Source organism: Microcystis sp., assembly GCF_048564745.1.
GTDB lineage: Bacteria > Cyanobacteriota > Cyanobacteriia > Cyanobacteriales > Microcystaceae > Microcystis > Microcystis ichthyoblabe_A.
Map to the genome: position 1 here is coordinate 1 of NZ_JBLZRT010000055.1, position 25729 is coordinate 25729.

26 protein-coding genes are annotated in these 25729 nt (G+C 42.6%); 9 read left to right on the forward strand and 17 right to left on the reverse strand.

The annotated features are described in order from the left end of the window. Positions 1–253: 253 nt before the first annotated feature. The 5 genes from ACOCD9_RS08065 to ACOCD9_RS08085 form a co-directional block, all read right to left on the reverse strand. Complete coding sequence (locus ACOCD9_RS08065; RefSeq protein ID WP_419547023.1) at positions 254–1024, reverse strand: peroxiredoxin-like family protein; 771 nt, start codon at positions 1022–1024, stop codon at positions 254–256. Then, positions 1021–2157, reverse strand: a complete 1137-nt coding sequence (locus tag ACOCD9_RS08070) for an anhydro-N-acetylmuramic acid kinase (RefSeq protein ID WP_287704547.1) — start codon at positions 2155–2157, stop codon at positions 1021–1023. The genes ACOCD9_RS08065 and ACOCD9_RS08070 overlap by 4 nt, the downstream gene beginning before the upstream one ends. A gap of 33 nt (positions 2158–2190) precedes the next feature. Further along, complete coding sequence (gene thiS / locus ACOCD9_RS08075; RefSeq protein WP_002751314.1) at positions 2191–2400, reverse strand: sulfur carrier protein ThiS; 210 nt, start codon at positions 2398–2400, stop codon at positions 2191–2193. A 105-nt stretch (positions 2401–2505) separates the two neighbouring features. After that, positions 2506–3522, reverse strand: coding sequence for a thiamine phosphate synthase (locus ACOCD9_RS08080; protein WP_419547025.1), 1017 nt, complete (start codon positions 3520–3522; stop codon positions 2506–2508). A gap of 137 nt (positions 3523–3659) precedes the next feature. After that, positions 3660–4271, reverse strand: coding sequence for an IS607 family transposase (locus ACOCD9_RS08085; RefSeq protein WP_419547026.1), 612 nt, complete (start codon positions 4269–4271; stop codon positions 3660–3662). 700 nt (positions 4272–4971) lie between these two features. Here ACOCD9_RS08085 and ACOCD9_RS08090 point away from each other — a divergent pair. From ACOCD9_RS08090 to ACOCD9_RS08110, 5 genes are all read left to right on the forward strand, one after another. After that, positions 4972–5625, forward strand: a complete 654-nt coding sequence (locus ACOCD9_RS08090) for a PEP-CTERM sorting domain-containing protein (RefSeq protein ID WP_409805202.1) — start codon at positions 4972–4974, stop codon at positions 5623–5625. Positions 5626–6010: 385 nt separating this feature from the next. Then, positions 6011–6646 (forward strand): bifunctional phosphoribosyl-AMP cyclohydrolase/phosphoribosyl-ATP diphosphatase HisIE, encoded by a 636-nt coding sequence (gene hisIE / locus ACOCD9_RS08095; protein WP_149988172.1) that lies wholly within the window; start codon positions 6011–6013, stop codon positions 6644–6646. Between the two features lie 118 nt (positions 6647–6764). Further along, positions 6765–8150 (forward strand): dihydrolipoyl dehydrogenase family protein, encoded by a 1386-nt coding sequence (locus tag ACOCD9_RS08100; RefSeq protein ID WP_419547029.1) that lies wholly within the window; start codon positions 6765–6767, stop codon positions 8148–8150. Positions 8151–8175: 25 nt separating this feature from the next. Beyond that, positions 8176–8799 carry a dTMP kinase gene (tmk, locus tag ACOCD9_RS08105; RefSeq protein WP_419547031.1) on the forward strand — a complete coding sequence of 208 codons (624 nt, stop codon included), beginning with the start codon at positions 8176–8178 and terminating at the stop codon, positions 8797–8799. A gap of 4 nt (positions 8800–8803) precedes the next feature. Next, positions 8804–10342 carry a thymidylate synthase gene (locus ACOCD9_RS08110; protein ID WP_419547032.1) on the forward strand — a complete coding sequence of 513 codons (1539 nt, stop codon included), beginning with the start codon at positions 8804–8806 and terminating at the stop codon, positions 10340–10342. A gap of 173 nt (positions 10343–10515) precedes the next feature. On the opposite strand, the gene ACOCD9_RS08115 is transcribed toward ACOCD9_RS08110, so the two are convergent. From ACOCD9_RS08115 to ACOCD9_RS08130, 4 genes are all read right to left on the reverse strand, one after another. Next, the gene (locus ACOCD9_RS08115) at positions 10516–10947 is read right to left on the reverse strand and encodes a DUF4278 domain-containing protein (RefSeq protein WP_419547034.1); all 432 of its coding nucleotides are present in this window, start codon (positions 10945–10947) and stop codon (positions 10516–10518) included. Between the two features lie 617 nt (positions 10948–11564). After that, complete coding sequence (locus ACOCD9_RS08120) at positions 11565–12320, reverse strand: ABC transporter ATP-binding protein (RefSeq protein WP_002739797.1); 756 nt, start codon at positions 12318–12320, stop codon at positions 11565–11567. Continuing rightward, a complete protein-coding gene (locus tag ACOCD9_RS08125) occupies positions 12321–13124 on the reverse strand; it encodes an ABC transporter permease (protein ID WP_287702794.1) in 804 nt (267 codons plus the stop codon). A 481-nt stretch (positions 13125–13605) separates the two neighbouring features. Continuing rightward, positions 13606–14481 (reverse strand): ABC transporter ATP-binding protein, encoded by an 876-nt coding sequence (locus ACOCD9_RS08130; RefSeq protein WP_159252776.1) that lies wholly within the window; start codon positions 14479–14481, stop codon positions 13606–13608. Between the two features lie 164 nt (positions 14482–14645). Here ACOCD9_RS08130 and ACOCD9_RS08135 point away from each other — a divergent pair, with 164 nt between their 5' ends. From ACOCD9_RS08135 to ACOCD9_RS08150, 4 genes are all read left to right on the forward strand, one after another. Then, positions 14646–15146: a L,D-transpeptidase gene (locus tag ACOCD9_RS08135; protein ID WP_419547036.1), complete on the forward strand. Its 501-nt coding sequence runs from the start codon at positions 14646–14648 to the stop codon at positions 15144–15146. 125 nt (positions 15147–15271) lie between these two features. Further along, positions 15272–15526, forward strand: a complete 255-nt coding sequence (locus tag ACOCD9_RS08140) for a SemiSWEET transporter (RefSeq protein ID WP_002739519.1) — start codon at positions 15272–15274, stop codon at positions 15524–15526. Between the two features lie 153 nt (positions 15527–15679). Then, on the forward strand, positions 15680–16933 hold the full coding sequence (locus tag ACOCD9_RS08145) for an FIST signal transduction protein (RefSeq protein ID WP_287702799.1): 1254 nt from the start codon (positions 15680–15682) through the stop codon (positions 16931–16933). Positions 16934–16971: 38 nt separating this feature from the next. Then, positions 16972–17685 carry a Uma2 family endonuclease gene (locus tag ACOCD9_RS08150; RefSeq protein WP_419547038.1) on the forward strand — a complete coding sequence of 238 codons (714 nt, stop codon included), beginning with the start codon at positions 16972–16974 and terminating at the stop codon, positions 17683–17685. On the opposite strand, the gene ACOCD9_RS08155 is transcribed toward ACOCD9_RS08150, so the two are convergent. The 8 genes from ACOCD9_RS08155 to ACOCD9_RS08190 form a co-directional block, all read right to left on the reverse strand. Beyond that, on the reverse strand, positions 17682–18461 hold the full coding sequence (locus ACOCD9_RS08155; protein WP_002758145.1) for a DUF1350 family protein: 780 nt from the start codon (positions 18459–18461) through the stop codon (positions 17682–17684). The genes ACOCD9_RS08150 and ACOCD9_RS08155 overlap by 4 nt on opposite strands. 165 nt (positions 18462–18626) lie before the next feature. Next, the gene (locus ACOCD9_RS08160) at positions 18627–19175 is read right to left on the reverse strand and encodes a response regulator (protein ID WP_194016700.1); all 549 of its coding nucleotides are present in this window, start codon (positions 19173–19175) and stop codon (positions 18627–18629) included. A 247-nt stretch (positions 19176–19422) separates the two neighbouring features. Further along, positions 19423–21201, reverse strand: coding sequence for a S8 family peptidase (locus ACOCD9_RS08165; protein WP_419547040.1), 1779 nt, complete (start codon positions 21199–21201; stop codon positions 19423–19425). Between the two features lie 101 nt (positions 21202–21302). After that, complete coding sequence (locus ACOCD9_RS08170; RefSeq protein ID WP_419547042.1) at positions 21303–21737, reverse strand: VOC family protein; 435 nt, start codon at positions 21735–21737, stop codon at positions 21303–21305. 311 nt (positions 21738–22048) lie between these two features. Next, complete coding sequence (gene ovoA / locus ACOCD9_RS08175) at positions 22049–23404, reverse strand: 5-histidylcysteine sulfoxide synthase (RefSeq protein WP_419547043.1); 1356 nt, start codon at positions 23402–23404, stop codon at positions 22049–22051. 40 nt (positions 23405–23444) lie between these two features. Continuing rightward, positions 23445–24455 (reverse strand): L-histidine N(alpha)-methyltransferase, encoded by a 1011-nt coding sequence (gene egtD / locus ACOCD9_RS08180; protein WP_287702810.1) that lies wholly within the window; start codon positions 24453–24455, stop codon positions 23445–23447. Positions 24456–24684: 229 nt separating this feature from the next. Continuing rightward, positions 24685–24969 carry a hypothetical protein gene (locus ACOCD9_RS08185; protein WP_409804039.1) on the reverse strand — a complete coding sequence of 95 codons (285 nt, stop codon included), beginning with the start codon at positions 24967–24969 and terminating at the stop codon, positions 24685–24687. A 32-nt stretch (positions 24970–25001) separates the two neighbouring features. Next, entirely contained in the window at positions 25002–25595 is a 594-nt protein-coding gene (locus ACOCD9_RS08190) for a DUF3177 family protein (protein ID WP_002740183.1), read from the reverse strand. Between the last annotated feature and the right edge of the window lie 134 nt (positions 25596–25729).

Sequence of the window (25729 nt, forward strand, 5' to 3'; positions counted from 1 at the left end):
AATTAAATTAAAAATGGATTTTAGGTTCGATCCCCCCTGCCCCCCTTGATAAGGGGGGTGCCGATAGGCGGGGGGATCCCCCCTTAATCCCCCCTTAATAAGGGGGGCATCTGACAACTTTTAACGCCTACCTACTTAATTTCATCAATCTTTAGGTAATTAAGTAGTCGGACAACATTAAAGTTTTTTAGCCATCAGCTAGAAAAGCTAAAAGGCAAGAGTTAGGAGTGGGCGAGATGGAGAAGAAAAAAGCTTAATCCCGCAAAAAAGCGAGAGGATAACTCATATTCTCAGCAAAGCCCAAGATACCTCCATCTCGATGCTCATAGAGTAAATTTCCTTGACTATCAAACAAAAAAGTCCCTCCCCGTTGGGTGAGATAACTACTATCGGGGATATATGTTGACCAATTGCCCAAAACTTGAGTCATATTACGCAGTCTCAGGGTGGCTAATTCAAAAGGTCGCTGAAAACCCTGACCCCCGGCAAGATTGAATAGGGAACCCCGCAGAGGTGGTAAAGGCCGCGCTTGTATTGTTTCCTCCTCGGCAATTAATTGGGGGGCTTTGCGATCGCCAAGATAACCCCGCAGCACTTCGGCCAGAGTCCCCGGACTACCCACACCCGCACACATCAAAATTAGATTTAACCAGGCATTTTGTCCGGGAGAAAATCTGGGTAATTTTAATGATAAACCGCGATAAAGTCCTAATAAATTGTGTAATTCAGCTTTGGGGTCAACAAAAAGCCAATCTTGCCGAAATTTCGTATATTCAGCGAATTTTAAACCTGAATTGCGATCGCCGATACCGATGGCACGAATGGTAATCCCGGCATTTTGCCAAAGGGCCGCCTCTTTTTCTAACCACCAAGCGTATTCGAGACTATCAAAATCTCCCAATTGCGGCCAAACAAGAATTAAAAGACGTTTATAATCGGCACAATCGCTTAAAATTGGCACTATTTGCCCATCGCTGACCCTTTGGCGTTGAATTGTTGAAAATATTTCATATATGCTGCTCATAGATAAATTTCTCCTAATAAAACCGCCTCTTTTGCTCCCGTGACTTTCGGTAAATTACCGGGGAAATCGTGCCAGCGCCAATAGGCCAAAAGGGCAAAAGCGATCGCTTCTTTAAAATCGCTATTTAATCCTACCTCATCGGTGGTCAAAAGCTTGACATTTGACCCCAAATGTGTTAGGAGTCGTTGGCGCAGGTAGGCATTACGAGCGCCACCACCGCAGAGCAGCACCTCCGCGGGCATTTCTGGCAAAAAGGTTTGATAGCTATGGGCGATCGAAATGGCGGTTAAATCGGTTAAACTGGCCAACCAGTCGGCATCACTGAGGGAATAAGCTTGGGCATCCTCGCGCAATTGGGCTAGATAGGCGGGGCTAAATAACTCTCTGCCGGTGGATTTAGGGGGATATTGTTGAAAATAAGGCTCCTGTAGCCATTTATGAACTAATTCGGAGCAGGGTTGACCCTGGGCCGACCATTGACCGTTATGGTCGTAGGTTTGTTGGCCTTGGCTCAAAAATTGTACGGTTAAATCGATAAGAACATTGCCGGGGCCGGTATCCCAACCGAAAATTTTTTGCTGCCAATTTTCCCTTTGTCGAGGGGGTAGATAGGTTAAATTGGCAATACCGCCGATATTTTGGACGCAGCGGGCTTTGGTGGGGTGAGAAAGCAGATAAGCGTCAATTTTCGGCACTAGGGGCGCACCGTGACCAGCTTGGGCGATATCGGCAGCGCGAAAATTACTAATGGTGGGAATACGGGTAATTTTTGCGATCGCTGCTCCCCGTCCTAATTGTACCGTGTAACCGAGGCGATCGTTTTCGGGGGGTCGATGAAAAACGGTTTGACCGTGACTGCCGATTAATTGGGCTTTTGGGGCTTCTTTTTGGATATTTAAGGCGGCTTGGGCAAATTCTGCGGCGATGTTATCATCTAAGCTGGCTAAAGCTTCAATAGATAGCTTTTCTCCCCCACAGACTTGTAAAATTGTCTCGCGTAATCGGGGGGAATAGGGATAGGTTTCCCCTGCTAATAACTGCACCTGTGGAGATTCCACTGTACCGCTAATCTCCACTAAAGCGGTATCGATGCCATCCACCGATGTGCCACTCATTAAACCGATAACTAACAAGTTTTTTCCCTCAAGTGTCGATTGTTGATTATTTTATCCCCCCCCGACAATAGTAACAATTTCTAATTTATCCCCCTCCTTGATTTCCGTGTTTTCCCAATACTGACGATGGAGGATTTCCCCGTTATATTCCACTGCAACTAACCGAGGATTCATGCCCAAATTTTCTAGCATTTGCGGTAGTTTAGTTGCGGGTAAACAGGTTTGAGTTTTGCCGTTGATTTGCAAGGTTATTTCTGACATGGATTTGGATACGAACAAATGAATTAATCGGAGGAGTCAGGAGACAGGAGACAGGAGACAGGAGATTATTTTTATTTATTCTTTCCACACCCTACACCCCACACCCTACTTTAATTGGTCTAATAATTGTTGTGTCACCACATCGGGGTGCTGCGCTTCCATGATGGCCCGGACTACAGCTACCTGTTGCGCTCCTGCCTCTAAAACCTCTTTAATGTTATTACTATCAATACCACCGATCGCAAACCAGGGTAAAGGGCAATTTTCCCGCGCATAACGGACGTATTCCAATCCTGCCGGGGTTTTTCCCGCTTTGGTAGGGGTGGCATAAACTGGACCGACTCCCACATAATCGGCCTTTTCTTGGATTGCTTTGGCCATCTCTTGGGGATTAGTGGTGGACCGGCCGATAATTGCCGTCGGGCCGAGAAATTGCCGCGCTAGGGAAATCGGTAGATCCTGTTGGCCGAGATGAACACCATCGGCATGAATGGCCTTAGCAATATCAACACGATCGTTCATAATAAACAAAGCATCATAACGGTGGCATAACTCACACAGTTTAGCGGCCTCTTCTAAACGAATGGTATCAGCGGCGGTTTTATGGCGGTACTGCACCAATTTTAAACCTCCTTTTAGGGCTAATTCAACGATTTCTAACAGATTTTCGGCGGGAGAAGTGACTAGATAGAGGGGAGATCCTTTCAGTCTTTCCAGAGGTGGAGAGATTAATAGTTTACTCTCTAGCTGATAAACCCGATAGCGCAGCTGTTTACAGGCTATCCCTAGCTCCAGATCATAGAGTTTACCGTATTCTTCTAAAACCCTAAAAGCCTCCTGTACGCGAGCGAGATTTGCTTGCAGCAGTCCCTCGACAGTCTCCCGGATTTCTTCCCTGGGATGACTTAAATTTGTGCCGATATCGCCAGCTGTGTCCCGATGTCGTTTAAGATCGATCGAGTGCCAACTAGCTAATTGATGGCGCATTTCTTTACATTCTTGGGCTAAATCGGGATTATCTAAGCCAAAACGACACCATTCTTCGATAATTCGCAGTCCTTCTCTGGCGCGGTCAAGGTTAGCATCGAGAATCCGTTTAATCGCCGTGGTTTCTAGTTTCATCTGCCGTTAATGTAGAGTTATTATAGCCGTCAGCCGTCAGCTAAAATATTACTATTTTTGGCCGTTGTTCGGGGAACAGTAGAGGCGGCATCAGACAGCCAACAAAGAGGGAGGAGAAACCCACGCCAAGGACAATTTTAAGCCGGGGGGAGATTCTTAAGCGCCCCTAGGTGTTCTAGTAATTGCTGATGATCTGGATTATGTAGCGGGTAGAGACGATTGTAACAGATGGTGACAAGGGATTGGATATCCTCGACTAAATCCTCAGCTGCAATGGATTCCTGGGGTTGATTGAGGAGAATGACTTGGATTTTGAAGATACCGCACAAACCCAAAATAAAATCATGACAAAAGCGACTAACACTTTCCGCATAGGTTAAAACTAGAGATTTCACATCACCGTGACAAATCATTTTCACTAGACGCATAAAATTAGGGTGATTGTGGCTGACCCCGTCGCCGATATCGGTGATAATTTCAAAGGGTTGACCCTGCTGACTACAAAAGTCTTCTAACGCTTTTATCTGGGTGTCTAATTGTAGTTTTTGTTCAGGTCGATTAACACGAGCATAGCCCACAATAAATCCAGTTTCTTGTGCAGATTGTAAGATATCTCCCCGTCGAAATCGGCGATGACCGCCAACGGTACGAATTGAGGCAATTTTACCCTGTTGTTCCCAGCGCCGGAGGGTTTTAATGCTAACTCCAAGCAAATCGGAGGCTTCTCGAATAGTGATGAGGTTATTCATAGTATAGAACTCGGTTTTAATTAAAGAAATTTATCGAAGTAAGGTTGTCCAATTTTAGACAGTCGGTTGTCCACTTTTATATTGGTATCACCCTACAATGGTGAGTCTGCATGAGTTAGGAAAATTAATCATCCCCCTTTAGATAGAGATGATTAGGTAGGCGTTAAAAATTATCAGACACCCCCCTTATCAAGGCTATCGTGCGGGGTCCCTCGAAGGCTCTCCCCCTACTTAGGGTGATCAGCAAACCTGAGCGATAGTAACGGATTTTGTCCACAATGTAGGGGCGAACTGTGTTCGCCCAAAAGGTACATTATCAAAGTGCGGGTCTCTTAATTCTGATGCAACTCCAGTTTTAACGATCAAAACTGTTAAGTTTTATACATTGTCCCTCTCTTGATTAAGTTTTGTAACAATTTGAGATATTTTTTAAAACTAGAGCCTGTTTATTTGTCCAGCTTTCACCAAAAATCTTGGGTATATTTGTCAATTTTTGGGTAGTTATTTTCAAGAAAAACTCCTATAAATTGGACAAAAAATAGATAAATATTGCCAAACAAATCTCTAAAACACTTGTTTTTTTTGAAAAGTTTCGCTATAGTTCTGTCAGGTTAAATAAAAAAGTTATTAGCGAGCTTAACGCTTGCCTGACCTCTTTTGATGGCTATAGTACACACAATTAAGGCTGGATGATTCAGTTATGATGACAACCAACAAATTAACCAAAACTTTTGCTTCTGGCTCTCTAGCGATCGGGGTTCTCGCTGGCGCGGTGCTTACCGCTACCAGTGCGAGTGCCGCGGTGTTAACTTGGGCGGAGTGGACGAGCGGAATTCCTCTTGTTGAAGTGGACAAAAAAGTTACGTACGTCTCGGGTAGCATTGGGGCCCAGGCGGTGGATAAAGTTGCGCTGCTCAAGATGGGTGATGAGTATGATTTCGTATACGATGCTATGGACGGTGCCACTTCGTACAATCCGAATTCCGGGTCTTTCACATATACAATCGAGATCCTTCCCACTTATCCCAACTGGTATATTAACGGGGTTGACCTAGATTCAAACGTAACAGCCACCTACGGGACTGTAACCGAGACATTTCTTGAGGAACCTGGGCTCGAGTTAGTTTCAACTAACGGCTTACCGGTCCCTGATAGCGGTTTCATCGGTATCCCCCCTCGTAAACTGTTGACCGTCACAAATACCCTTGCCGCTAAGTCCGGTGAAAATCTATTGAGTTTCCAAAATTCTTTCCACCAAGTATATATACCTAACGTTCCCGAACCGGGTACTATCCTCGGACTTCTGGCAGTGGGTGGTTTAGGATTGGTTTCCCGCTTGAAGAGACAAAAATAACAGTTACCAATGTCTTGCACACATTGATAACTGTGACGTTGAACAAGAATAGCTAAAGGTTAGATGCCCTGGGGGGATTTCTAGCTTTTAGCTTTTCCCTTAAGTATTGATTGTAACGCAGGTCTTGACCTGATTTTTGTTTTTACTCAACTTCTGTAGGGGCGTATCGCGTACGCCCTCCCTTCGATAATTTTTGCCCTCCCTTCGATAATTTTTTCTGAACAAGCTCAAGCATTGTCCGGCGAAGGCAATTCGCCCCTAGGGTGGGAAAAATTAGAGTACCGTAAAGTGTAATTCTGTGCGGCCATTTAGGGGAATTCCTCAAGGCTATATAATTAAGCTTTGGGCAATTTGTCCCACCATATTTCTTGACCGCGAAAAACTGATGTCCTCTTTACTCTCCGCTATTCCCCTCGACGCGATCGCTTATAATCCCCAGGGTTTAGTACCGGCGATCGCTCAAGACTATCTTGATGCTACAGTGTTAATGATGGCCTGGATGAATCGGGAATCCCTCGAAAAAACCCTCACCACCGGGGAAGCGTGGTATTGGAGTCGTTCTCGTCAAGAATTGTGGCACAAAGGGGCCACCTCGGGCCATATCCAAAAGGTGCGTCAAATTCGCTACGATTGCGATAGTGATGCTATCCTACTGACTATTGAGCAAATCGGTGATATCGCCTGTCATACTGGCGAAAGAAGCTGTTTTCATCAAGTAAATTGGCAAAAATCACCGCCAGCGGCCGACACCCTCTCGGAATTGTTTAAGGTAATTTGCGATCGCAGAGACGAGCCTCATCCGGAATCCTACACCTGTAAACTTTTGGCCGGAGGAGATAACAAAATTCTCAAGAAAATCGGCGAAGAATCGGCAGAAGTGGTCATGGCCTGCAAAGATAATGATGGCGATGCTATTGCCTCAGAAGTGGCCGATCTTTTTTATCATACCCTCGTCGCCCTCGCCTATCATCAAGTCCCCCTGCGAGATGTCTATAAAAAACTGCAAGACCGGCGCCGGTAATCAGTTATCAGTTATCAGTTATCAGTTATCAGTTATCAGATTTGAGTTTTAAGTTTCCGATTCCTGAATACCGTCTCCTGACTCCTGAATACTGTCTCCTGATTCCTACTTTATATTTGTGGTTTACGACTTAGTAATTATCGGTGCCACTCCTGCGGGGATAGAAGCGGCTTTGTTGGCTGTTCACCTCAAAAAAAGGGTGGCTTTAGTGCAACAGCCTTCTAGGGACAATTTAGAGGCATCTGAGGACATTTTTAGCAAGGGGTACAGCCAAATTATCCATCTCTATAAACTGCTGAATCATTGGCAAGAAACGGCTATTTATCCCCAGTGGCAACGGTTGCGGCAATGGTTAGAGGAAGTAGATAAAACTATTAATAAAAATCATTCTTTGGCAAGATTAGCCACGGAAGGAATAGATGTGATCCCGGGTGGGGGGGAATTTGTCCGGCTGCCCCATTTAAGATTTGTGGTTAATGGTCGGCAATTGTTGGCTAAACACTATCTTATCGCCCCGGGTTTTTATCTGCAAGTCCCGAAAATTTTCGGCTTAGATGAGGTTAATTATTTTACCGCTCAAACCCTTTGGCAAGAGCCAAATTTAGACAATTTAGGACAACATTTAGCAATTATTGGTAACAGCAGCATGGCTGTGAGTTTGTCCCAAATTCTCCGACGTTTGGGGAAAGAAATTAGCTTAATTATCGAGGATAATTATCTACTACCGGATATTGATCGGGAAATTTCCCATTTAGTTACTGCCATTTTAGAAGCGGAAGGAATTAAGATTTTACCAGGCTATTGTCCTAGTCAAGTGAAAGCGATCAAGGGTAAAAAATGGTTACAATTAGGCAATCGTGTTATCGAAGTTGATGATCTCATTTTTGCCAGTAATTATCAAGTCGATGAACAGGGATTAAATTTGGCTGGGGTGGGAGTTAAACTACAGCAAGGATCAATTAGGGTTAATCAGCAATTACAAACCGATAATTCCCGCATTTATGCCCTAAATTTGCTCAGAAATAATTATCCCGATCCTACTTTAAATCATCGGGCCGCTTTTGGGTTAGTCAAGCATCTGCTCACGGGAGAAAAATTTAACTTTAATCCCGATCAAATTCCCTCATTTATTGCTTTTGATCCGGCTATTGCTTGGGTGGGTTTAACTGGAAAAGCGGCCCAGGAGAGCTATGGTAAGGAGGTAAAGATGATGAACTATCCCATCAAAAATATGGTCTCACAGCAAATCTGGGGAGAAGCCACGGGATTTTGTCAGTTAATCTACCGACAAGATGGTAAAATACTGGGAGCGCAAATAGTCGGTAATCAAGCGGCAGAAATGATCGGTATCATCAGTTTAGCTTTACAAGAAAATTTAACCATACAATCCCTCAATAAAAATATTTATATTTGGGGAAGTATGGGAGAGATTATCGGAGAAATGACGGAATTAATCCCCCCAAAAAAATCTTGGTTAACTTGGCTAAAACAATTATTTAGATAATTAGATTGAGAAGGAAGATTAAATTATGAAAGCGAAATTTATTGTCTTTGAAGGTATTGATGGATCGGGAACAAGTACCCAAGCAAAACTCTTACAAGAATATTTTTTAAAGCGAGGGGAAAAAGCAGTTTTAAGTCCGGAACCTTCCGAGGGAGTCATCGGTCGTTTGATTCGAGAAATAATGCAAACTAATCTTATTTCTATCAAAGATCAAAATCAATTTGACCGACAAATGGCTTATCTGTTTGCAGCTGATCGCCATTATCACTTATATAATGATCACGATGGTGTTTTTAAACTTATTCAGCAAGAACAAACCCACGTTATCACTACGCGTTATTATTTTTCTTCCCTGGCCTACAATGGCAATAATCCCGAAGAATTGGCTTTTATTCGGCAGTTAAATCAACATTTTCCCAATCCCAATTTAGTCATTTATATCGATGTTCTTCCCGATATTTCTCTGGCAAGAATTAAAAACCGAGCCATCACAGAAGTGTACGAAAAACAAGAAAAATTAATGAAAGTTCGTCAGATGTTTCTCCAGATATTTAAAGAATATAAAGATAATTGTTTACAACTGGATGGCAATGATACAATAGAACACCTTCACCAAAATATTATTAATTATCTTGAACGATTAATTTAAATCCATGCTCAGTATAGAAACCACCCCTAGTTCGACAACACTTCGACACGCTCAGTGTCAAAGCTCACTAACAAAATTCATCTACCAACCCCACTATAAACCTAATCAATTAATCTGTGGTCACGGCCAAACGGCAATTATCACGGGATGGACAGTAAAACAGTCCCTTGCTAAACATTTAAATCCCGAGCAATACGCAGTAATTGGTAATCTTTATAGTCCCACCAGAGGAATTAGTCCCCTGCTGAGAAACTTAATCGCAAATCCCCACGTTAGATATTTAGTTATTCTCAACGCTACCAAGGAAGATAAAAACTCTGGTAGCTGTCAGTGTTTGCTAGATTTTTTTAGTCAAGGATTTCAGTTAGGAAAAAGTGACACAGGTAGAGAATGTTGGTTAATTAATTCTCCTATCACGGGATATATTGACAAAGAAATTGACCGAGAAACCCTCGAAAAATTACGTCAATCGATTCAATATCAACTGGTTAAATCCATCCCAGAAGCGATTGAAATGGTCAAAAGTTATGCAGAACAATCTCCCTTACCAACTTGGGGAGAACCCTTAATCTTTCCCCTCTTAGAAAATCTTCCTTCTTTGCTACCTGGGACAAGATACGGTCATCGCATTGAAGGCAAAACTATTGCCGAAACTTGGGTAAAAATTCTCCAAAAGATTAAAACCACCGGCACAATTAGACCCACAGGATATGATGGTAAATGGCAAGAATTAATTGACCTAATGGCCGTTGTCACCGATGAACCCCCAGACTTTTACTTTCCCGAACCTAATTATTTGCCTATAGATAGACCTTTTCTCACCGAATATATTGGACAAATTCTCGATGATTCTCCCTGTACAGAAGGAGTTAAATACACCTATGGTCAAAGATTGCGCTCTTGGTTTGGACGGGATCAAATTGCACAGGTTATCAATAAATTAATCTCAGAAATTGACGCAGCCAGTGCAGTTATGTCCCTCTGGGATGTGAAAGACCACGAAAAGGGAGGTAGTCCCTGTTTAAATCATATTTGGGTGCGAGTGGTGGAAAATGAATTATCCCTCACCGCAATATTTAGAAGTAATGATATGTTTGCCGCTTGGCCGGCAAATGCCATGGGATTGCGTGCTTTACAGCAACATATTAGGGATGAGATTAGCAAGCACTCTGACTACAATTTATCAATGGGTCCATTGATTACTATTAGCCAATCGGCCCATATATACGATGATACTTGGGAGAATGTCGAACGATTAATCGCCACCCAGTACGATAAAATTGTCAATCAGCGCGATTTTTTTGACCCTAGCGGTAACTTTTTGATTTCCGTGGAAAAAGAACAAATTCTCGTCCAACAAACTACCCCCGGCAGTGGGGAAATTGTCGCCTGTTATCAAGGCAAAAATCCCCTGAAATTAATCCGCGAGCTTGCAGCTACTAATCCCGCAATCATTCCCGAACATATCGGTTATCTGGGAATCGAACTACAAAAAGCCTACAATTGTCTCAAGAATAATCAGCCGTATATACAAGACCAGTAGGAAGTGGGAAGTAGGAAGTGGGGGCATCTCAATAATATTATTGTAGGGGCGAATTGCATTCGCCCTCTTTTAATAACTTCTGCTGCTCACCAAAATCACAAATATAAGATGCACCCAATCAGTGAACTTAAAACTCAAATCTGATAACTGATAACTGATAACTGATAACTCACTTACTGGTCCTTGTTTGCCGAACCAGCACCGCGATATTTGAGAGATGAGGAGCGAATTGGGTTAGCCACCGTGGGATTATTGGTGATTTTAACCTCCGCACCGCGATATTTACCCCCCCGTTCCTTGACAGGAGCCTCAGCGACTGTTTGCTCCATATAGGCGGCCCCACGGTACTTTTTCTCGCCAGCGGTTTCTGGAGTGGGGACGGGGACATTCTTCTGCTCTTCTCGTCCTTGCCATAAAAAGGTGACGACAATCACAACTGTCAAGAGAATTAATAGCTGAATCTGCCAAGGAGCTAAAACCAGACTCAACACTAAACTGATTACCGTGGCGGCACTGGCGAGATAAGCGATCTCATCGCTGGACTTCTGCCAGAAATAGGCAGCCAAGGCAGCGGTGAACAGTGGTAACAAAAACAAATAGGACATTCTGGGTACACCTTGTCACGCTAGTGAACCAATCTCCCTATATATTACCTCCCTAGCTTCGATCAGCGAAAAATATTAACTTAGCTTATACATCCTATAAGTTTTATTTTGTCAATTCTTCTTTACAATTTGTAAAAATATTGTTACATTTATTTACATGAACTAAAAGTTAAAGCAAAACAGCCAAGACACCAAGCCAGTTCAGATTGTCTCGAAGAGTATAGGACAGAAGATGATTCCTTGAGTCCGAGATAACAGCAAAAAGCTTGGCCTACTAGCTTAAAAAAGTTTTCGGGGTTTGGGTTTACCCCATTGACAGATTTGCTTGAGTTCTCCTACATAACTTAGCGCTACCTCGGCTGGACACCGAGGTTTTTTATTTTTTTACAGCGTTTTCGACTAAGTAAAACGTAGGCTCTCTTATTCTTTGTGTGATAAGTTTAGATTATCTAGAAGCGATCAATCTTTCTGTCCTTTGGGTCTTTGTGGTTCGTTCCAGTTGGTCTCGCGTAGCGAGCGCGTTGCGACCGCCAGCAGGAATGTACCCTATAATACATTTTACCCACCAAACCCAAGAGAGCCAAACGTAGATAAATTAATTGAGATTACCTACTTAATTAAAAATTAACTTCATTTTGATGCACGGAATCCAAATAAAACTTGATTACATCTTCCGATGCACCCTGACATTGCAACTGGCCTTTATTCAGCCAAATTGCTTGATCACAAGACTCTTGAATTAAAGTCAAATCGTGGGAAACTACTAAAATAGTAGCGTTAGAATTCCAGAATTTTTTTAAACGTCGTTTACACTTATTTTTAAAACTTTCATCCCCTACGGAAAGGACTTCATCAAGAATAAGAATATCGGGGTGAACCTCTGTGGCGATCGCAAATCCTAAACGAGCCACCATCCCAGAAGAAAGAGATTTCACCGGCGCTCCCATATATTCTTCTAACTCAGCAAAGTCGAGAATATCTTTGGTTTTTTCCTTCATTTCCTGACGAGAAAATCCCAACATTACCCCATAGAGAATAATATTATCTTTTACTGGTAAATCTGGATCAAAACCCGCTCCTAATTCAATTAGAGAGGCAATTTGTCCCCTGACTCTCACCTGTCCCTTTGTTGGTTCTAGAATACCACAAATAACTTTTAAGAGAGTAGATTTTCCTGCGCCATTAGCTCCAATGATACCTAATTTCGCTCCAGAATTAATGACTAAATCTATATCATCTAGAACTAATTTTTTGGCTGGTTGACGATATTTACCTTCAAGAAGAGAGAAGATTGTCCTTTTTAGATCGTAGGAAAATTCTTCTTGAGTGCGTCTTTCGAGAGACACTTGATCGAGTCGAATTACTTCTGTCATTTATAATAAATCCATAAATAAATGTCGCCAGAGTCGGAAGCAAGTCCAACCAATTCCTAAGATAATGATCCCACCGAGTAGAGATTGAAAAATCAAACTAAAATCCGGTAATCCGGGGGAAAGGGACAATTGGCGAATACTTTCGATTACTGGTAATAATGGGTTTAATATCAGGAATGGTTGTACGGAGGGAGGAATAATTTCTGGAGGATAGAAAATCGGGCTGCTAATCCAAGCGACAAAACAAACAATTTCGTAAAAATAGGGTAAGTCTCTGAAGAAAACGTAGAGGGTACTAACAAAGAAACCCACTCCCGTGCAAACCAGAGAAAGACCGATCACGGGAAAAATCAGAGCAATTACATTAAGTAAACTTTGAGACTTCCAGAGAGTTACTATGGCCAAAAGGGGAAAGATACTAATAGCAAATTGAAAAATATTTGCCACTACCATCGAAACGGGAAAAATGCTAACCGGCAGACGAATTTTATTTAAAATACTGCCATTACCAACGATACTAGGTAAAGCTTGGTTAGTGGAAGCATTAAAGAAATTTATTACTACTAAACCAGTGAAAGCCGCTAGGACATAGTTAACTAGAGAATTATCAAAATAAGAGGCGAAAACCGTGCCGAAAATTGCCGTGTATAGTGCCGTCATAATCACGGGATTTAACAAGGACCAGTAAACCCCCAGAAAAGAACCCCGATAGCGTCCCTTGAGATTACGTTCCACTAAAACACTAAGCAATTCGTAATATCGCCGCGCTGTTGACCATCTAGTTTTTGCTTGGAGATCGGTCATAGGGATAATTGTCATCTCGTCAGTATTCAGTGCCTTATTCTAAACGATTACCGTCAATTTTGTCTATCGATCGAGGGAGTACTCTAGTTTTTATCCAGTCCCCGACGACTCTCCCTCTCCAGAAAAAGTTCCCTTCTTGGTCGATTTATCTGGCTCAAAAAGCTTAAAAATTGCTAAAAGCATCTTTTTTTAGGGTTGAATTCGGTTTTTAGGGACAGCCTCAGCTAATTGACCTAGACTCTAAGCTGTTAAGTATTTAAATTGCTTGTTGAGATGAGGCAAGAGGCAACAGTAAAGGGATTGGGGGAAATTCAGCTAATCTAAGGATAGGCAGTTAAAATGTGTCTTAGCTTATCAGGTTGCCCCATAAAATTGACACCAGATCAAAGCCAAGAAATGCCGATTTAAACAGAGCTAATCTCAGAAAAACTGGAGTCAAAAACCGATAACTGAACAACTTCCTAACGGCCAAACCAAGAATTTAATCTAATTGATGTCCCGTCAGTTCCACAAAGATATCTTCGAGGTTGGAAGGGCGACACATTACTCCAGTTTTATCGCTCAAAGTGTCGAGATAGGCATTAGCATCAGCCACGGTGGGGAAGAATTTATAATCGATTTTATCGCCAACTTGTTTGATAACTAAACCCTCACCATACTTAGCACGAAAATCCGTTAGAGTTCCTAATTCGATTAATTTGCCCGCATCCATAATGCCAATTCTGCCCGGTTTTCCTGCGGCGTTATCCTGACAGAGAAATTCCACTTCTTCCATGTAGTGAGTGGTTAACAAAATTGTCATTCCTTGCCGGTTTAAATCCCGAATTACTTCCCACAAACGACGACGATTTTGGGGATCTAAACCCACAGTCGGTTCATCGAGAAAGAGGATTTTTGGTTCGTGAAGAAGAGCGCGAGCAATCTGTAAACGTCGTTTCATTCCTCCGGAAAGAGTTTTGGCAAGGGCAGATTTTCGATCGCTTAAACTGACATAATCTAAATAGCGATCAATTAATTCCTGTCTCTGGGGATTGGGGATATGGTGCATCCGGCCGTGAAATTCCATATTTTCCCAGACGGTTAATTCCCCATCAACGCTAATCTGTTGCAAGACTACCCCTATATTTCTTTTCACCTGATCGCGGTATTTTTTCACATCATACCCCGCCACTGCGATTTCTCCTTGACTTGCTTCGGTTAGGGTGATAATCATGCGGATTGTCGTCGATTTTCCCGCACCGTTGGGACCGAGTAAACCAAAGATTTCCCCTTTTTCGATAGCAAAGGAAAGCTCGTTAACTACCGGGAGATTATTATAGATTTTAGAAACGCGATCGAGAGCAATAGCGGCGGTCATAGTTACAAAAGTTAATATTCTAGCTATGGATTAGTGTAACCGAATTAGCCTAACTCGACGGCGATTTTATCCTTCCCTCTCAAGGTCCTCCGATCGACTTTGGTTTGACATCTTCACAATCAGATTAGAATACGGATAAAAAATCTTGACTTTGCTGGTATCAGATGCGAGTTTTTCTGCCAATTCTCTGTTTATGTCTAGGAATAGGGGAATTTTTCCTCAATCCCCCCGTTAGTCTGGGCAATTCCCTTCCCGCAACCACGGTAACTCGAACGGAAACCCGTTTGCTGCTGAATTTAAAAAAAAGACGGGTTTTTGTTTACCAAGGACAGAAAATAATTGCTTCTTACCCAGTGGCGATCGGTCGTCGGGGTTGGGAAACCCCGACGGGACAATTTAGGGTGATTCAGATGGTGCGGGAACCAGTCTGGGAACATCCTTTCACTGGTCAACTGGTGCCATCGGGAAAAAACAACCCCTTAGGGGCCCGTTGGATTGGATTTTGGACCGATGGCGCGAATTTTATCGGTTTTCACGGTACACCGCAAGAAAATCTCATCGGCCAGGCCGTCTCCCACGGTTGCGTCAGGATGCGCGATCGAGATATAAAGGCTTTATTTGAAAAGGTACAAATCGGCACTTCGGTGATAGTAATCGCTCAATAGAAACAATGGGAAAAAATGTCACATTTACCAACACTTTACCCGATGATGTCCAGAGATCCGTCTTAACCAGCAATTTAGATAGTCAACAGTTTAAAATGAGAGAAACTGAGCCAAGAGGATAATCGGTGAATATTATTGAACTAATCGGGATCGTGGCGGGAATATTAACCACTGTCTCCTTTTTACCCCAAGTGATTAAAACTTGGCGTTATCGTTCGGCTAAGGACTTGTCCTTAACTATGTTTATTTGCTTTTGTCTGGGGGTTTTTCTTTGGCTCATCTACGGCCTTTATATGAACAGTAAACCGATTATTATTGCTAATTTTGTTACTTTTATCTTAGCGGGGACAATTCTCTATTTTAAGATTAAATATGATTAAAATAACTGACAATCCCTTGCGGCCTTATTGGCTCACGTCATGACAATTCTACAATTTATTGCGCCATCTAGGGGCGCGGATAGGATTTTTAGGTTAATTTATTGTTAAGATGATCATCTTTGACCATTGAGACCAAATTTGGGGTCAAGAAACATGAGCGATCGCATCGAGTGGATTAATGCCCTGTCAACCCGTCCCTCCCTAGAAGCGGCGGTGACGGAAGTAGTGGAAAAAGTGACAGATAAGTTAGTTGGATCGGCAGATCTAGCCATAATTTTTATTTCTTCTGCCTATGCCAGCGACTATCCCCGTTTAGTTCCCTTAATCTTGGATAAACTCCCTGTTCCTGTGCTGATCGGCTGCGGTGGGGCGGGGATTGTCGGCATGGGTGACAGGGAAAAAGCGCGAGAAATCGAAGCGAGTCCGGCTTTAAGTCTCACCGTCGCCCATTTGCCTAATGTGGAAGTGCAGCCCTTCTATATCGAAGCGGCGGAAATGCCCGATCTCGACAGTTCCCCCTCTAGTTGGACAGAATTATTAGGGGTAGAAGCGGCCAAAAATCCCCAATTTATCCTTTTAGCCGATCCTTTTTCCAGTCGCATCAATGATCTGTTAGAGGGTTTGGATTTTGCCTACCCCGGTTCGGCCAAAATCGGCGGTTTAGTCAGTGGTGGCATGATCGAACGTTCTGGGGGTCTATTCTACCACGATCAACAAAAACCGCGTAATAGCTATCTCTATCGTCAGGGAACCGTAGGAATCGCCCTTTCTGGCAATATTATCGTCGAAACTATCGTCGCCCAGGGTTGTCGTCCCATCGGACCGATTTATCAGGTGAGTGAGGGAGAACGAAATATTATCATCTCCATGACCGGTAAAGGGGCCGATGGGACTTCGCAACCACCTTTAAATCTACTGCGGGATTTAATTGCCTCCTTGAGCGAAAAAGACCGAGAATTAGCGCAACACTCCCTTTTTATCGGTATTGCTAGGGATGAGTTTAAAATGCAGTTGCGGGCCGGAGATTTCTTAATTCGCAATGTTTTGGGAGTAGATCCTCGCCAAGGTGCGATCGCAATTGGCGATCGAGTTCGTCCGGGGCAGCGGGTACAATTTCACCTGCGCGATGCCGACACTTCCGCTCTAGATTTAGAATTACTTCTGCAAGCTTTTCCCCGAGAAAAACCCGACAGTTCAGAGGTACTAGGTGCTTTAATCTTTTCCTGTCTCGGCCGCGGGGAAAATCTCTACGAAAAACCGGACTTTGATTCGGGTCTTTTTCAGCGTTATTTCGCCAATGTTCCCCTCGCCGGTTTCTTTTGCAACGGAGAAATCGGGCCGGTGGCCGGTCGTACTTTTTTACACGGTTATACCTCGGCTTTTGCCCTCTTTCGTCAGGGAATTTAATATTATACTAAATAGTTAGTACGCTAGGGAGTAGAACGATGGTAAAAGCCCAATCTTTCTCTGAGTCGGAGATTATCTATGCCGATAGTGATGGTAAACCGATGGCCGATAATACCAAACAATTTCGCTGGATTGTGACGATTAAGGAAAATCTCGAATGTTTATTCGCAGAGAATGACCATGTGTTTATCGCCGGCGATTTGTTGTGGTATCCGGTCGAGGGGGATAATAAAACCTGTCAAGCGCCGGATGCTATGGTGGTGTTTGGCAGACCCAAGGGCGATCGAGGTTCCTATAAGCAATGGTTAGAAAACCAGATTGCGCCGCAGGTGGTCTTTGAAATTCTCTCTCCGGGCAACACTAAAGCGGAAATGCGCCGAAAATGGCAATTTTATCAGCGTTTTGGCGTAGAAGAATATTATCTCTACGATCCCGATGCTAATTATCTACAGGGTTGGTGGCGCAGGGGTGATCAATTGGAGATGATTGCCGCGATCGATAATTGGCAGAGTCCGCTTCTACAGATTCGTTTTCAACTGGAGAGTCCCCAGTTAGCTATTTTTTATCCCGATGGCTCCCGGTTTTTGACCACCCTAGAAATCAAGCAAAAAGCTGAATTAGCCGAACAAAGGGCCATGACCGCCGAACAGCAAGCCCAACAGGAACGGCAACGGGCCCGGGAAGCTGAGGCAAAATTAGCCCGCTTAGAGGCGCAATTACAGGCCCTGGGGATTAATCTAGAGGAAAGCTAACGAGAGGCTGGAAGGACGGGATTTAACCACTGGAGAATCTCATCTTTGAGACGGGAATTATCCCGGGCAAGTCCCTGTTTTAACCATTGGCCGATCGCATCGAGGGGAGTAAATACTTCTCCGGTTTGCCAACTGACATCTTGACTCAAGGGAGTGAGATGATTACCCGGGAGAGTTCGCAGGGCAATTAAATCATTAAAACGTTTTTTTAGCAGGGGATTTAATACCAGCGATTGATCGATCGTGTCGTCTTGAAAACGGATTAAAAGATTGCGACGAATGGCATAATCTTGGAAAATTAACTCGTTTGTTTCTTCGGGGGAAGGGGTAAATTCGAGGTTAAAAGTGGTGTCAATTTGTAAAGGTTCGATAAAGGGAATAGCCCGACGAATGGGATAATTATTAAAGGAAATGAGGATATTTCCCGCCCGTTCCACTTCGTAGAGACTACCGATTAATAAATGCAGTTTACAACCCATACTATGACCCAATCCGTAGATGGGGAGATAACCTTGGGGCAGACTATGATTCCAGCGCAGACGTTCAATAATATTATCAAAACGGTTTAAAACTGTGCGGGCGATCGATTTGTGATCGAGGGTATTAACAAAGGGAGTAGCGACAATAGCATATCCTGAATTACCAAGACTTTCTAATAACCAACGATAGGTAATATTCGGGGCCGCCGCTACAAATGCCCCCCCTAAAAAGTGAATGATACCCCGGGGACGACGGGGGAGAAAAACCCAATTACCTGCTATTTCTTGCCAATTCATAATTAGTTATCAGTGAATTAATAACTTCTTAGTCACTCACTAAATAAATACCACTTCATATTATACTAAATCTTGTTGAAAAGGGATAGGAGATTAGCCAGAGATTAGCGACACCGGATAAGGATTACTGCTTGCCCAAGTCACCAAAGATCGGGATGAATAGTTCTAGTCCAGTTTTTTCTTAATAAAAGCCACTAATTGAGACATTTGTTTCTTGATAGTTTCCATTTCTGTTTGCATTTGGGCAATTTGGGCATGGAGATTCTGAATATCGGTGCTATAATCCCCAGTGAGTTCCTCTAGTTTCCGGCTAGAAACTTTTGGTTTGGGAGAATACTGTTTTGCCTTGGCTATCGCTTCTTTAATCGCTTGTATCAATTGTTTTTGGTCGAAAGGCTTCTCAATAAAGGCAAAATACTGGAAAGGTTCGGGTATTTTCTCTACTAGCTCCTCTTTCCGTCCCGACATCAACACTAGGGGAATACTTTTGAGATTATCTTCGCTTTGGATTTGCTGAAACACCTCCCAACCGCTCATTTTTGGGAGAAGGAAGTCCAAAATAATCAAATTCGGGTTTTCGGTACGAATGAGATTATAGCCCTCTAATCCGTCTTTAGCTTCGAGAAATTCAAAGTTACCCTCTGGTAACATATCGCGAACGCGCATCCTAATCACTTTACTGTCATCGATAACGAGAATTTTATGATTTGACACGATAGACACCTTAGACAAGAAATAGATAAGCTGGATGATTCGAGGGGATATTGGCGAAAACTTTCGGCATAGGCATTGAGGATTCCCAAAAAACCCTTAGAAACTAAGATACACCATAAAGAAAAAACCTCGGTTAATGTCCGAGGCTGCTGTTGTAGGAGAACTCAATGCAAAACAAAAGGAAGATACCAAAACCAAAGAGGTTTTTATCGGTAAATCACCTTTGTTGTCCCATTGTAACCCCTGTTTAAGCGTATCGGGAGGAAGTAGCACTTTTTAGGGCTAAATAACCTAAACCGAGACATAAAAGCGCATTTACGCCCAAAAATGCCTGAGCGATTCTACCGGAACCTAACCAGATCAGAGTAGGATCGATAACAGCACTGATACCTAAACTCACCGCCATGGCTAAACTAACCCCCACCGCCAACCATTTTGCACGGGGATGACCTAAAAGCAGGGCAATCAGGACAAAAGGCAGGATAACACTGGCAAAAAGCGGATTAAGGGCAGAACTTCCCTGAATAACGCCTCCTAGGTCGGAAAGAGAACTCCCCATGACTCGGAAAGGCCATTGGGGTAAATCGAAGATATAAAGACCTCTGAGGAAAAATAAGCCAGAACTGCCAAAAATTAGACCAGCATTCAAAAATCCGTTCCAGGAGAAGGGAAAATAACTTCTTAGCCACCAAGCAAGAAGATAAGAACCCAAAACCATGGCCATTTTGGGCAAAACCGCCACCGCGCCGCCATCAATCCAGAAACGGGGATTGAGATAACCGTTATCGCGCAACCAACGCCAAAAATCCCGGAAAGTAATCTGTCCTTTTAGGGCCAATTGTAGGGCATTGCCCGCGTCTAATTGTCCGGCCCCAAAATGATTAAAGGGATCATCATTGATCTTACGGGCTGACTGTTGCAAAACCTCTAAAACTGCACTGGGTTCTTTAATTCCCGCAGCTTTGATTAAAGCTACCACCCCAGCAACGTGAGGGGCTGCCATGCTGGTTCCCTGAAAACCGAGGAACGCCGGTTCCCCCCCCTTAGCGGGATCGATGGTTTCTTGGATAATTTTACCCGTATCGGAGCCGCCTGGGGCAGCAATATCGATTCCGGCTCCGAAATTAGAATAGGGGGCCTTATTTCCGGAGGCATCTACCGCAGAAACGCCGATAACGTGGGGAAAACGGGCAGGATAGGCGGCGGAATTATCATCGGCATTACCGGCAGCAGCGACGATTACCACACCTTTACTATAGGCATATTCGATCGCCTCTTTCATTACTTGGGTTTCACCTCCACCCCCTAAACTCATATTGATGACATCGGCTTTATTATCGACGGCAAAACGGATCGCTTCGGCAATATCTCCCACACTTCCCCCACCCGTCCCGGAAAGCACCTTGAGGGGCATAATTTTGGCTTTGTAGGCGATGCCGGCCACCCCGTAGTTATTATTGGTCGATTGGGCAATTGTTCCCGCTACATGGGTTCCGTGACCGTTATCGTCCTCGGCATTGCTGCGATCGTTGACGAAGTCGTAGCCTTCCACAAACTCGGTTTCTCGCAGATCGGGAACTTTTGATACTCCTGTATCAATAACGGCGACGGTGATCCCTTCACCATGATTTTCTTCCCAAGCGCGTTCGATGTTAATTCCTCGCAGGTTCCACTGTTTGCTATAGTCGGGGTCGTTAGGGGCGATAAAAGCATGATAAATATAATCGGGTTCGATCGATTCAGTGTATTTTTTTAGGTCGGAATTGCGGAGAGTTTTCAGAAGTTTGCTATCTCCTGCCACGGTGTAAAGATGTTCATCGATGGAAAAAATACTATTTAAACTGGTGGTTTTTCCCGCTTTTTTGTTGATAGCATTTAACTGCTCATCGAGGACGCTGACGGGTACATCGTCCTTAAAGTCGATCAAAATTGATTGATATTCGCCCCGATTTGCTAATCCAGTAAAGTTAAAGAGAGCAAATCCTAGACCGATAATGAATAGGGTTAACAATAAAAGTTTTTTCATAGATTTCCTAAGAATTGATCATTGCCAGCCAAGGTTTTTTGGGTTTTGATGAGAAAATCTGAGGGAAGTTCCCCTGACAAAAAAGTCACCTGTTGTTTATTTTAAGCTCGATCGCCGATCGCTGTTAATTGCCGACTGGCAAAAATAGCTTCGTAGTGGCGATAATGTTTAAATTCGAGGAGATTATAGAAAGGATCTTCCAGAAAAAAGGTTTTATGTTCGGTTATCTCCCCAGCAAATCGAGTTTTTGGTTCTAGATAAAATTTGAGTTGATTGACTCGTGCTTGTGCGAGAAGATTGTCCCAATCGCTGGCATCTGGCAGAATTAGACCAAAATGGCGAGGATAAATGCTATTTTGGTGAGTAAGAGGCATTTCCGTGACGTGAGCGACTACCTGATGACCATAGAAATTTAAGATAATCGCTTTCTCGGTTTCCCTTCCCGCTAAACAACCTAAACCATCACAGTAAAAGCTTTTAGCGGTGGACACATCGGTGATCGGAATAGCGAGATGAAAAATTGCAGGTTGATTCATGGCGATCGAGTTTATCCGCATTCTATTAGGTTCTATTGTAGCGATCGAGGGGCGACTGTTCCAGGAATTCTTTTTTAAATTGGCAATTACCTAAAGTTTGCAGAATAAATCTAAAAACCTTGTTGGATAATATATTTAGGCTTTTTTGACATCAAAAAGTGCCGACTCTTAGAGTAATCACAGGGAAATTTTAGGCACTTTTTCCCTGAAAATTAGGTAATTGACCCCCTCAAAATCGGTAAAACCCCACACCCCACACCCTACACCCGTTCGGCTGAGCTCACGGCCGAAGCCCACACCCCACACCCCACCTAAAGACTTTGCGCGATTCTAAAACCAGCGTGTTGATAAAAATTCCGGCGAAACCAATTGCGATAGTAGGGTAGGATTTCTGTGCCGTTAGTCACCCAAGCTCCTCCTAACATCATTTTATGTTGACTATTAAAGAAAGGAGTGGAATTGTCAGCATAGAGGTAATGGGGTTGAAAGTCAGTTAAGGGATTAAAATCATCTTCTAGCCATTCCCAGACGTTACCGCGTAAGTCATAAATTTCTGAGTTATTGCCCGTATTTTTTAACATTCCCACGGGAGTGGGAGAACAGAATTTTAAATTGAGGTTATAGTCATCAAAGTTATCGTTTTCTAGGATATAACATCGATTTTTTTGACTGCCATAGGTGACTAAATTCCACTCAGCTTCGGTCATTAAACGTATTCCTTGACCTTGAAAACGACAGTAGGCGATCGCTTCATAATAGTTCACTTCTACCGGCCAATCCAGAGGTAAATCGAGAACATCAAACATGGCTCGATATTGATAATTTCCTCCCTCATCTACCAGCCAAAATTTAGGATATTTGACTCGATAATGATTTTTCCATTGCCAAGCTTCCTCATCCCAATAACTGGGATTTTCGTAACCACCATTATCGACAAATTCTTTAAATTCTCCGTTGGTAATCATATATTTACTCACCAGAAAATTGTTAACTTGAACTTGACGATAACCATACTCATTATCCCAACCATAAATAGGAGAATCTTGGGGTTTACCAATTTCCACTATTCCCCCAGAAACCTTCACCATTTGATTAGGATAAGCTTGACCAAAAGAAGGGGCATAATGCCAACCTTGAGGACGTTGCAGACAATCTAAGGGCAGTTGTCTGAGTAACATTGAAGATGTTTCAAAGTGAACACGCTGATGCTCAATTCCCATCATTAATGCCCAGAGAGAATGCTGCGGATGAATAGGAAGATTAAGGGGGGTATTTTTAATTATTTCGACCACAATTTCATAGACTTGTTGCCGATATTCCCAAACTTTATCCACCCTAGGCCACTGAATCTGAGCGATAGCAGAGTTTAATTCTGCGGGAGTTGCCGGATCTACTCCCACTCCAAACAATAATTCATAGTCAGGATTAGGGCTTTTTTTTAATAGGTTAACCAGCTGCAATTTATTCAGATAAAAAGCGGCAGCATGACCTAAATAAAAAATTAGGGGATTTCTTAAATCGTCAGGGTTACAATAAAAAGCTTCTTCTTTGATGATGCTTTTTAACAGCATATCTTCTAATTGCCAAGCATTTTCAAAATAGTCCAGTATATTTTCTCGACTACAGTTACTTAGAGAGATAGGAGCCTGTGCTTGAATCTTTTCCATGTTTTTGTGCCTCTATTACTGATGATAATGTTTTCGTTAATTACAGGGATAACTGACAGAGAATTAACCCAAATAAATTTTCAGGATCGGTGAAAACCTTGAGCGGGTTTAATCCCTTTGATTCTAGGTCTTTTTGCATAGTTTCTAGGTTGAATTTACGGGAGATTTCTGTTAAAATACTTTCCGACGCTTCAAAATTAACTGTTAAATCGAGTTTTTTAAGGTGAACAGGGTGAGTTTTTTGACAAATTAAATACATTTCAATTTGAGATTGCTCTTGATTATAGATAGCTTGATGACTAAATAAATCAAGATTAAAATCAGCTTGAAAACGCCAATTTAAATGGGAAAGCATATTTAAATTAAAAGCGGCCGTCACCCCTTGAGAATCATTATAAGCTGCTTCTAAAATTGCCACCGGTTTTTGCAGATCAATCCCTAATAAAAAATAATCTCCAGCTTTTAGGACAGTGGCAATTTTTTCTAAGAATTTATCACATTCAGCCGCAGAAAAATTACCGATCGAACTTCCCAAGAAAAAAATCATTCTGGTATTATAGGAAGGGGTTTGACAATAGGCTAGGGCCTGTTCATAGGTTCCAATTAACCCCTGAATGGGTAAATTAGGATATTCTTTTTGTAATTCTATGGCACTAGCTTTGAGAATAGTTTCACTAACATCGATAGGTACATATTTAGAGGATTTTTGCTGTTGATAATAAGCGTCCAATAACAGACGAGTTTTAGTGGAACTACCACTACCTAATTCTATCAATTCGCAGGCTCCTGTATAAGCGACAATTTCTTGAGCATATTCTTGGAGAATAGCCGCTTCTGTCCTAGTGGGATAGTATTCTGGCAATTGACAGATTGCTTCAAAAAGTTGCGAACCTTGCCGATCATAAAAATATTTAGATGGTAAACTTTTGGGGGTTTTAGTTAATCCTTCAATCACATCTTTGCCATCATCTTTAACTATATTTTGTCCCGTAGCAGCGGTGGCTAAATACTCAATTTGTAACAGTTCTTGGTTAGATTGTTTAAGTTGCATAGATTCTCCAGATTATTCTCCAGTTTTTTGATTGTTCTCGATCGATACCGAGGATGAAATCCACTTTGACAGCTTGAATACTGGCAGAGATTATCATTCCCTGGTAATCTTACCACTAAAATGCCGCAAAATTTACCTCTTGTCTAGATAGACAAAGTTTCTGGATACTCAATAAAAGCTGTTAAATTGATCGCCAGTAAGCTGATGCTATTCAAGTAAAATTACTGGTTTAATTAATCAGTAAAGACTGCATTTCCTCTAAAGTAAGATTTTCTTGAATATAGCGAGGATTAAGAGGATGATAGGGACTAGCAAGACGATCTATCCTAATAATTGTCGCCATTTCAGGAATGAGCGGAATATCGGGATCGTAGGGGGTGCTGCGGGTAAGGGAACTAGAAAAACCCTTGAAAATAGAGATTTCTTCCTCCTCCCCATCCACAGCAATAGTCACTAATAAAACCTCTTGGGTATTTTTGAGGGTGTATTGTTCGAGTTGTTTACCAATATTCATAGAAAAATGGCTAATTATCGATAGCTAAAGACTTACTGTTGTAAAGCTGAACGTCCCTGTTTGCCAAGGCGAATAAGAAGAAAATGGGCAAAATAGAGAGTATAAAAAGAGAGACCAACCAAACCAAAAAAGCCTAAAACATTAGCGGTAGCTTCTGAATGAAAAATCTCGCGAAACTGCCAGGGTGCTTCCTGCCAAACCTGACAATAGGGAGAATTTAGCAATTCCCCTGACATAGCACAGGAGAGAAAAGGTAAGGTAGAAATCGCGCCCAGAGGAGAATAGATAGTTACTGCCCAGCGCCAAGCAGTGGTGACAAATTTAATCGGACTAGCGGGTAAATCTTTAATTTCATCGTTAATATCCACCCAAAACCAGAGAGAAATCGGGATTAAAATCTTAGCTAAAAAACTGGTGACAAAACCAATCGGCCAGGAAGCAATCATTAAATATACGGTAATTAACAAAAGACTAGCCACTCGCCAATAGATAATCAACAATTTCTGTAATGATTCGATTTTTGCAAATAAAGACCAAATTAACAAAATTGCCGGAATAATCACCGTAAATAGGACGGCTAAACGATAATCTATCCAAACGAGAGGACGAAACCAAAGTTGATTCATAAACTATTTAGACATAATTACACTGTCACCATTTTACTGTCTTCCGGTGCGGGAGCCAAAATCGGCCACAGCTTGACTAACAAACAAAAAAACGAGGGGCGATCTCTTTATAGCTGAGACCGCCCTAAAGCGAG

What these genes read in the sequence shown, in the direction of transcription:
- ACOCD9_RS08150 (WP_419547038.1), top strand. Translation starts at nt 16,972, where the DNA reads ATGGTAAAAGCCCAATCTTTCTCTGAGTCGGAGATTATCTATGCCGAT.
- ACOCD9_RS08120 (WP_002739797.1), bottom strand. Translation starts at nt 12,320, where the DNA reads ATGACAGAAGTAATTCGACTCGATCAAGTGTCTCTCGAAAGACGCACT.
- hisIE (WP_149988172.1), top strand. Translation starts at nt 6,011, where the DNA reads ATGTCCTCTTTACTCTCCGCTATTCCCCTCGACGCGATCGCTTATAAT.
- egtD (WP_287702810.1), bottom strand. Translation starts at nt 24,455, where the DNA reads ATGCAACTTAAACAATCTAACCAAGAACTGTTACAAATTGAGTATTTA.
- ACOCD9_RS08170 (WP_419547042.1), bottom strand. Translation starts at nt 21,737, where the DNA reads ATGAATCAACCTGCAATTTTTCATCTCGCTATTCCGATCACCGATGTG.
- ACOCD9_RS08165 (WP_419547040.1), bottom strand. Translation starts at nt 21,201, where the DNA reads ATGAAAAAACTTTTATTGTTAACCCTATTCATTATCGGTCTAGGATTT.
- ACOCD9_RS08130 (WP_159252776.1), bottom strand. Translation starts at nt 14,481, where the DNA reads ATGACCGCCGCTATTGCTCTCGATCGCGTTTCTAAAATCTATAATAAT.
- ACOCD9_RS08085 (WP_419547026.1), bottom strand. Translation starts at nt 4,271, where the DNA reads ATGAATAACCTCATCACTATTCGAGAAGCCTCCGATTTGCTTGGAGTT.
- ACOCD9_RS08135 (WP_419547036.1), top strand. Translation starts at nt 14,646, where the DNA reads ATGCGAGTTTTTCTGCCAATTCTCTGTTTATGTCTAGGAATAGGGGAA.
- ACOCD9_RS08145 (WP_287702799.1), top strand. Translation starts at nt 15,680, where the DNA reads ATGAGCGATCGCATCGAGTGGATTAATGCCCTGTCAACCCGTCCCTCC.
- ACOCD9_RS08155 (WP_002758145.1), bottom strand. Translation starts at nt 18,461, where the DNA reads ATGAATTGGCAAGAAATAGCAGGTAATTGGGTTTTTCTCCCCCGTCGT.
- thiS (WP_002751314.1), bottom strand. Translation starts at nt 2,400, where the DNA reads ATGTCAGAAATAACCTTGCAAATCAACGGCAAAACTCAAACCTGTTTA.
- ACOCD9_RS08080 (WP_419547025.1), bottom strand. Translation starts at nt 3,522, where the DNA reads ATGAAACTAGAAACCACGGCGATTAAACGGATTCTCGATGCTAACCTT.
- ACOCD9_RS08185 (WP_409804039.1), bottom strand. Translation starts at nt 24,969, where the DNA reads ATGAATATTGGTAAACAACTCGAACAATACACCCTCAAAAATACCCAA.
- ACOCD9_RS08125 (WP_287702794.1), bottom strand. Translation starts at nt 13,124, where the DNA reads ATGACCGATCTCCAAGCAAAAACTAGATGGTCAACAGCGCGGCGATAT.
- tmk (WP_419547031.1), top strand. Translation starts at nt 8,176, where the DNA reads ATGAAAGCGAAATTTATTGTCTTTGAAGGTATTGATGGATCGGGAACA.
- ACOCD9_RS08190 (WP_002740183.1), bottom strand. Translation starts at nt 25,595, where the DNA reads ATGAATCAACTTTGGTTTCGTCCTCTCGTTTGGATAGATTATCGTTTA.
- ACOCD9_RS08090 (WP_409805202.1), top strand. Translation starts at nt 4,972, where the DNA reads ATGATGACAACCAACAAATTAACCAAAACTTTTGCTTCTGGCTCTCTA.
- ACOCD9_RS08065 (WP_419547023.1), bottom strand. Translation starts at nt 1,024, where the DNA reads ATGAGCAGCATATATGAAATATTTTCAACAATTCAACGCCAAAGGGTC.
- ACOCD9_RS08110 (WP_419547032.1), top strand. Translation starts at nt 8,804, where the DNA reads ATGCTCAGTATAGAAACCACCCCTAGTTCGACAACACTTCGACACGCT.
- ovoA (WP_419547043.1), bottom strand. Translation starts at nt 23,404, where the DNA reads ATGGAAAAGATTCAAGCACAGGCTCCTATCTCTCTAAGTAACTGTAGT.
- ACOCD9_RS08115 (WP_419547034.1), bottom strand. Translation starts at nt 10,947, where the DNA reads ATGTCCTATTTGTTTTTGTTACCACTGTTCACCGCTGCCTTGGCTGCC.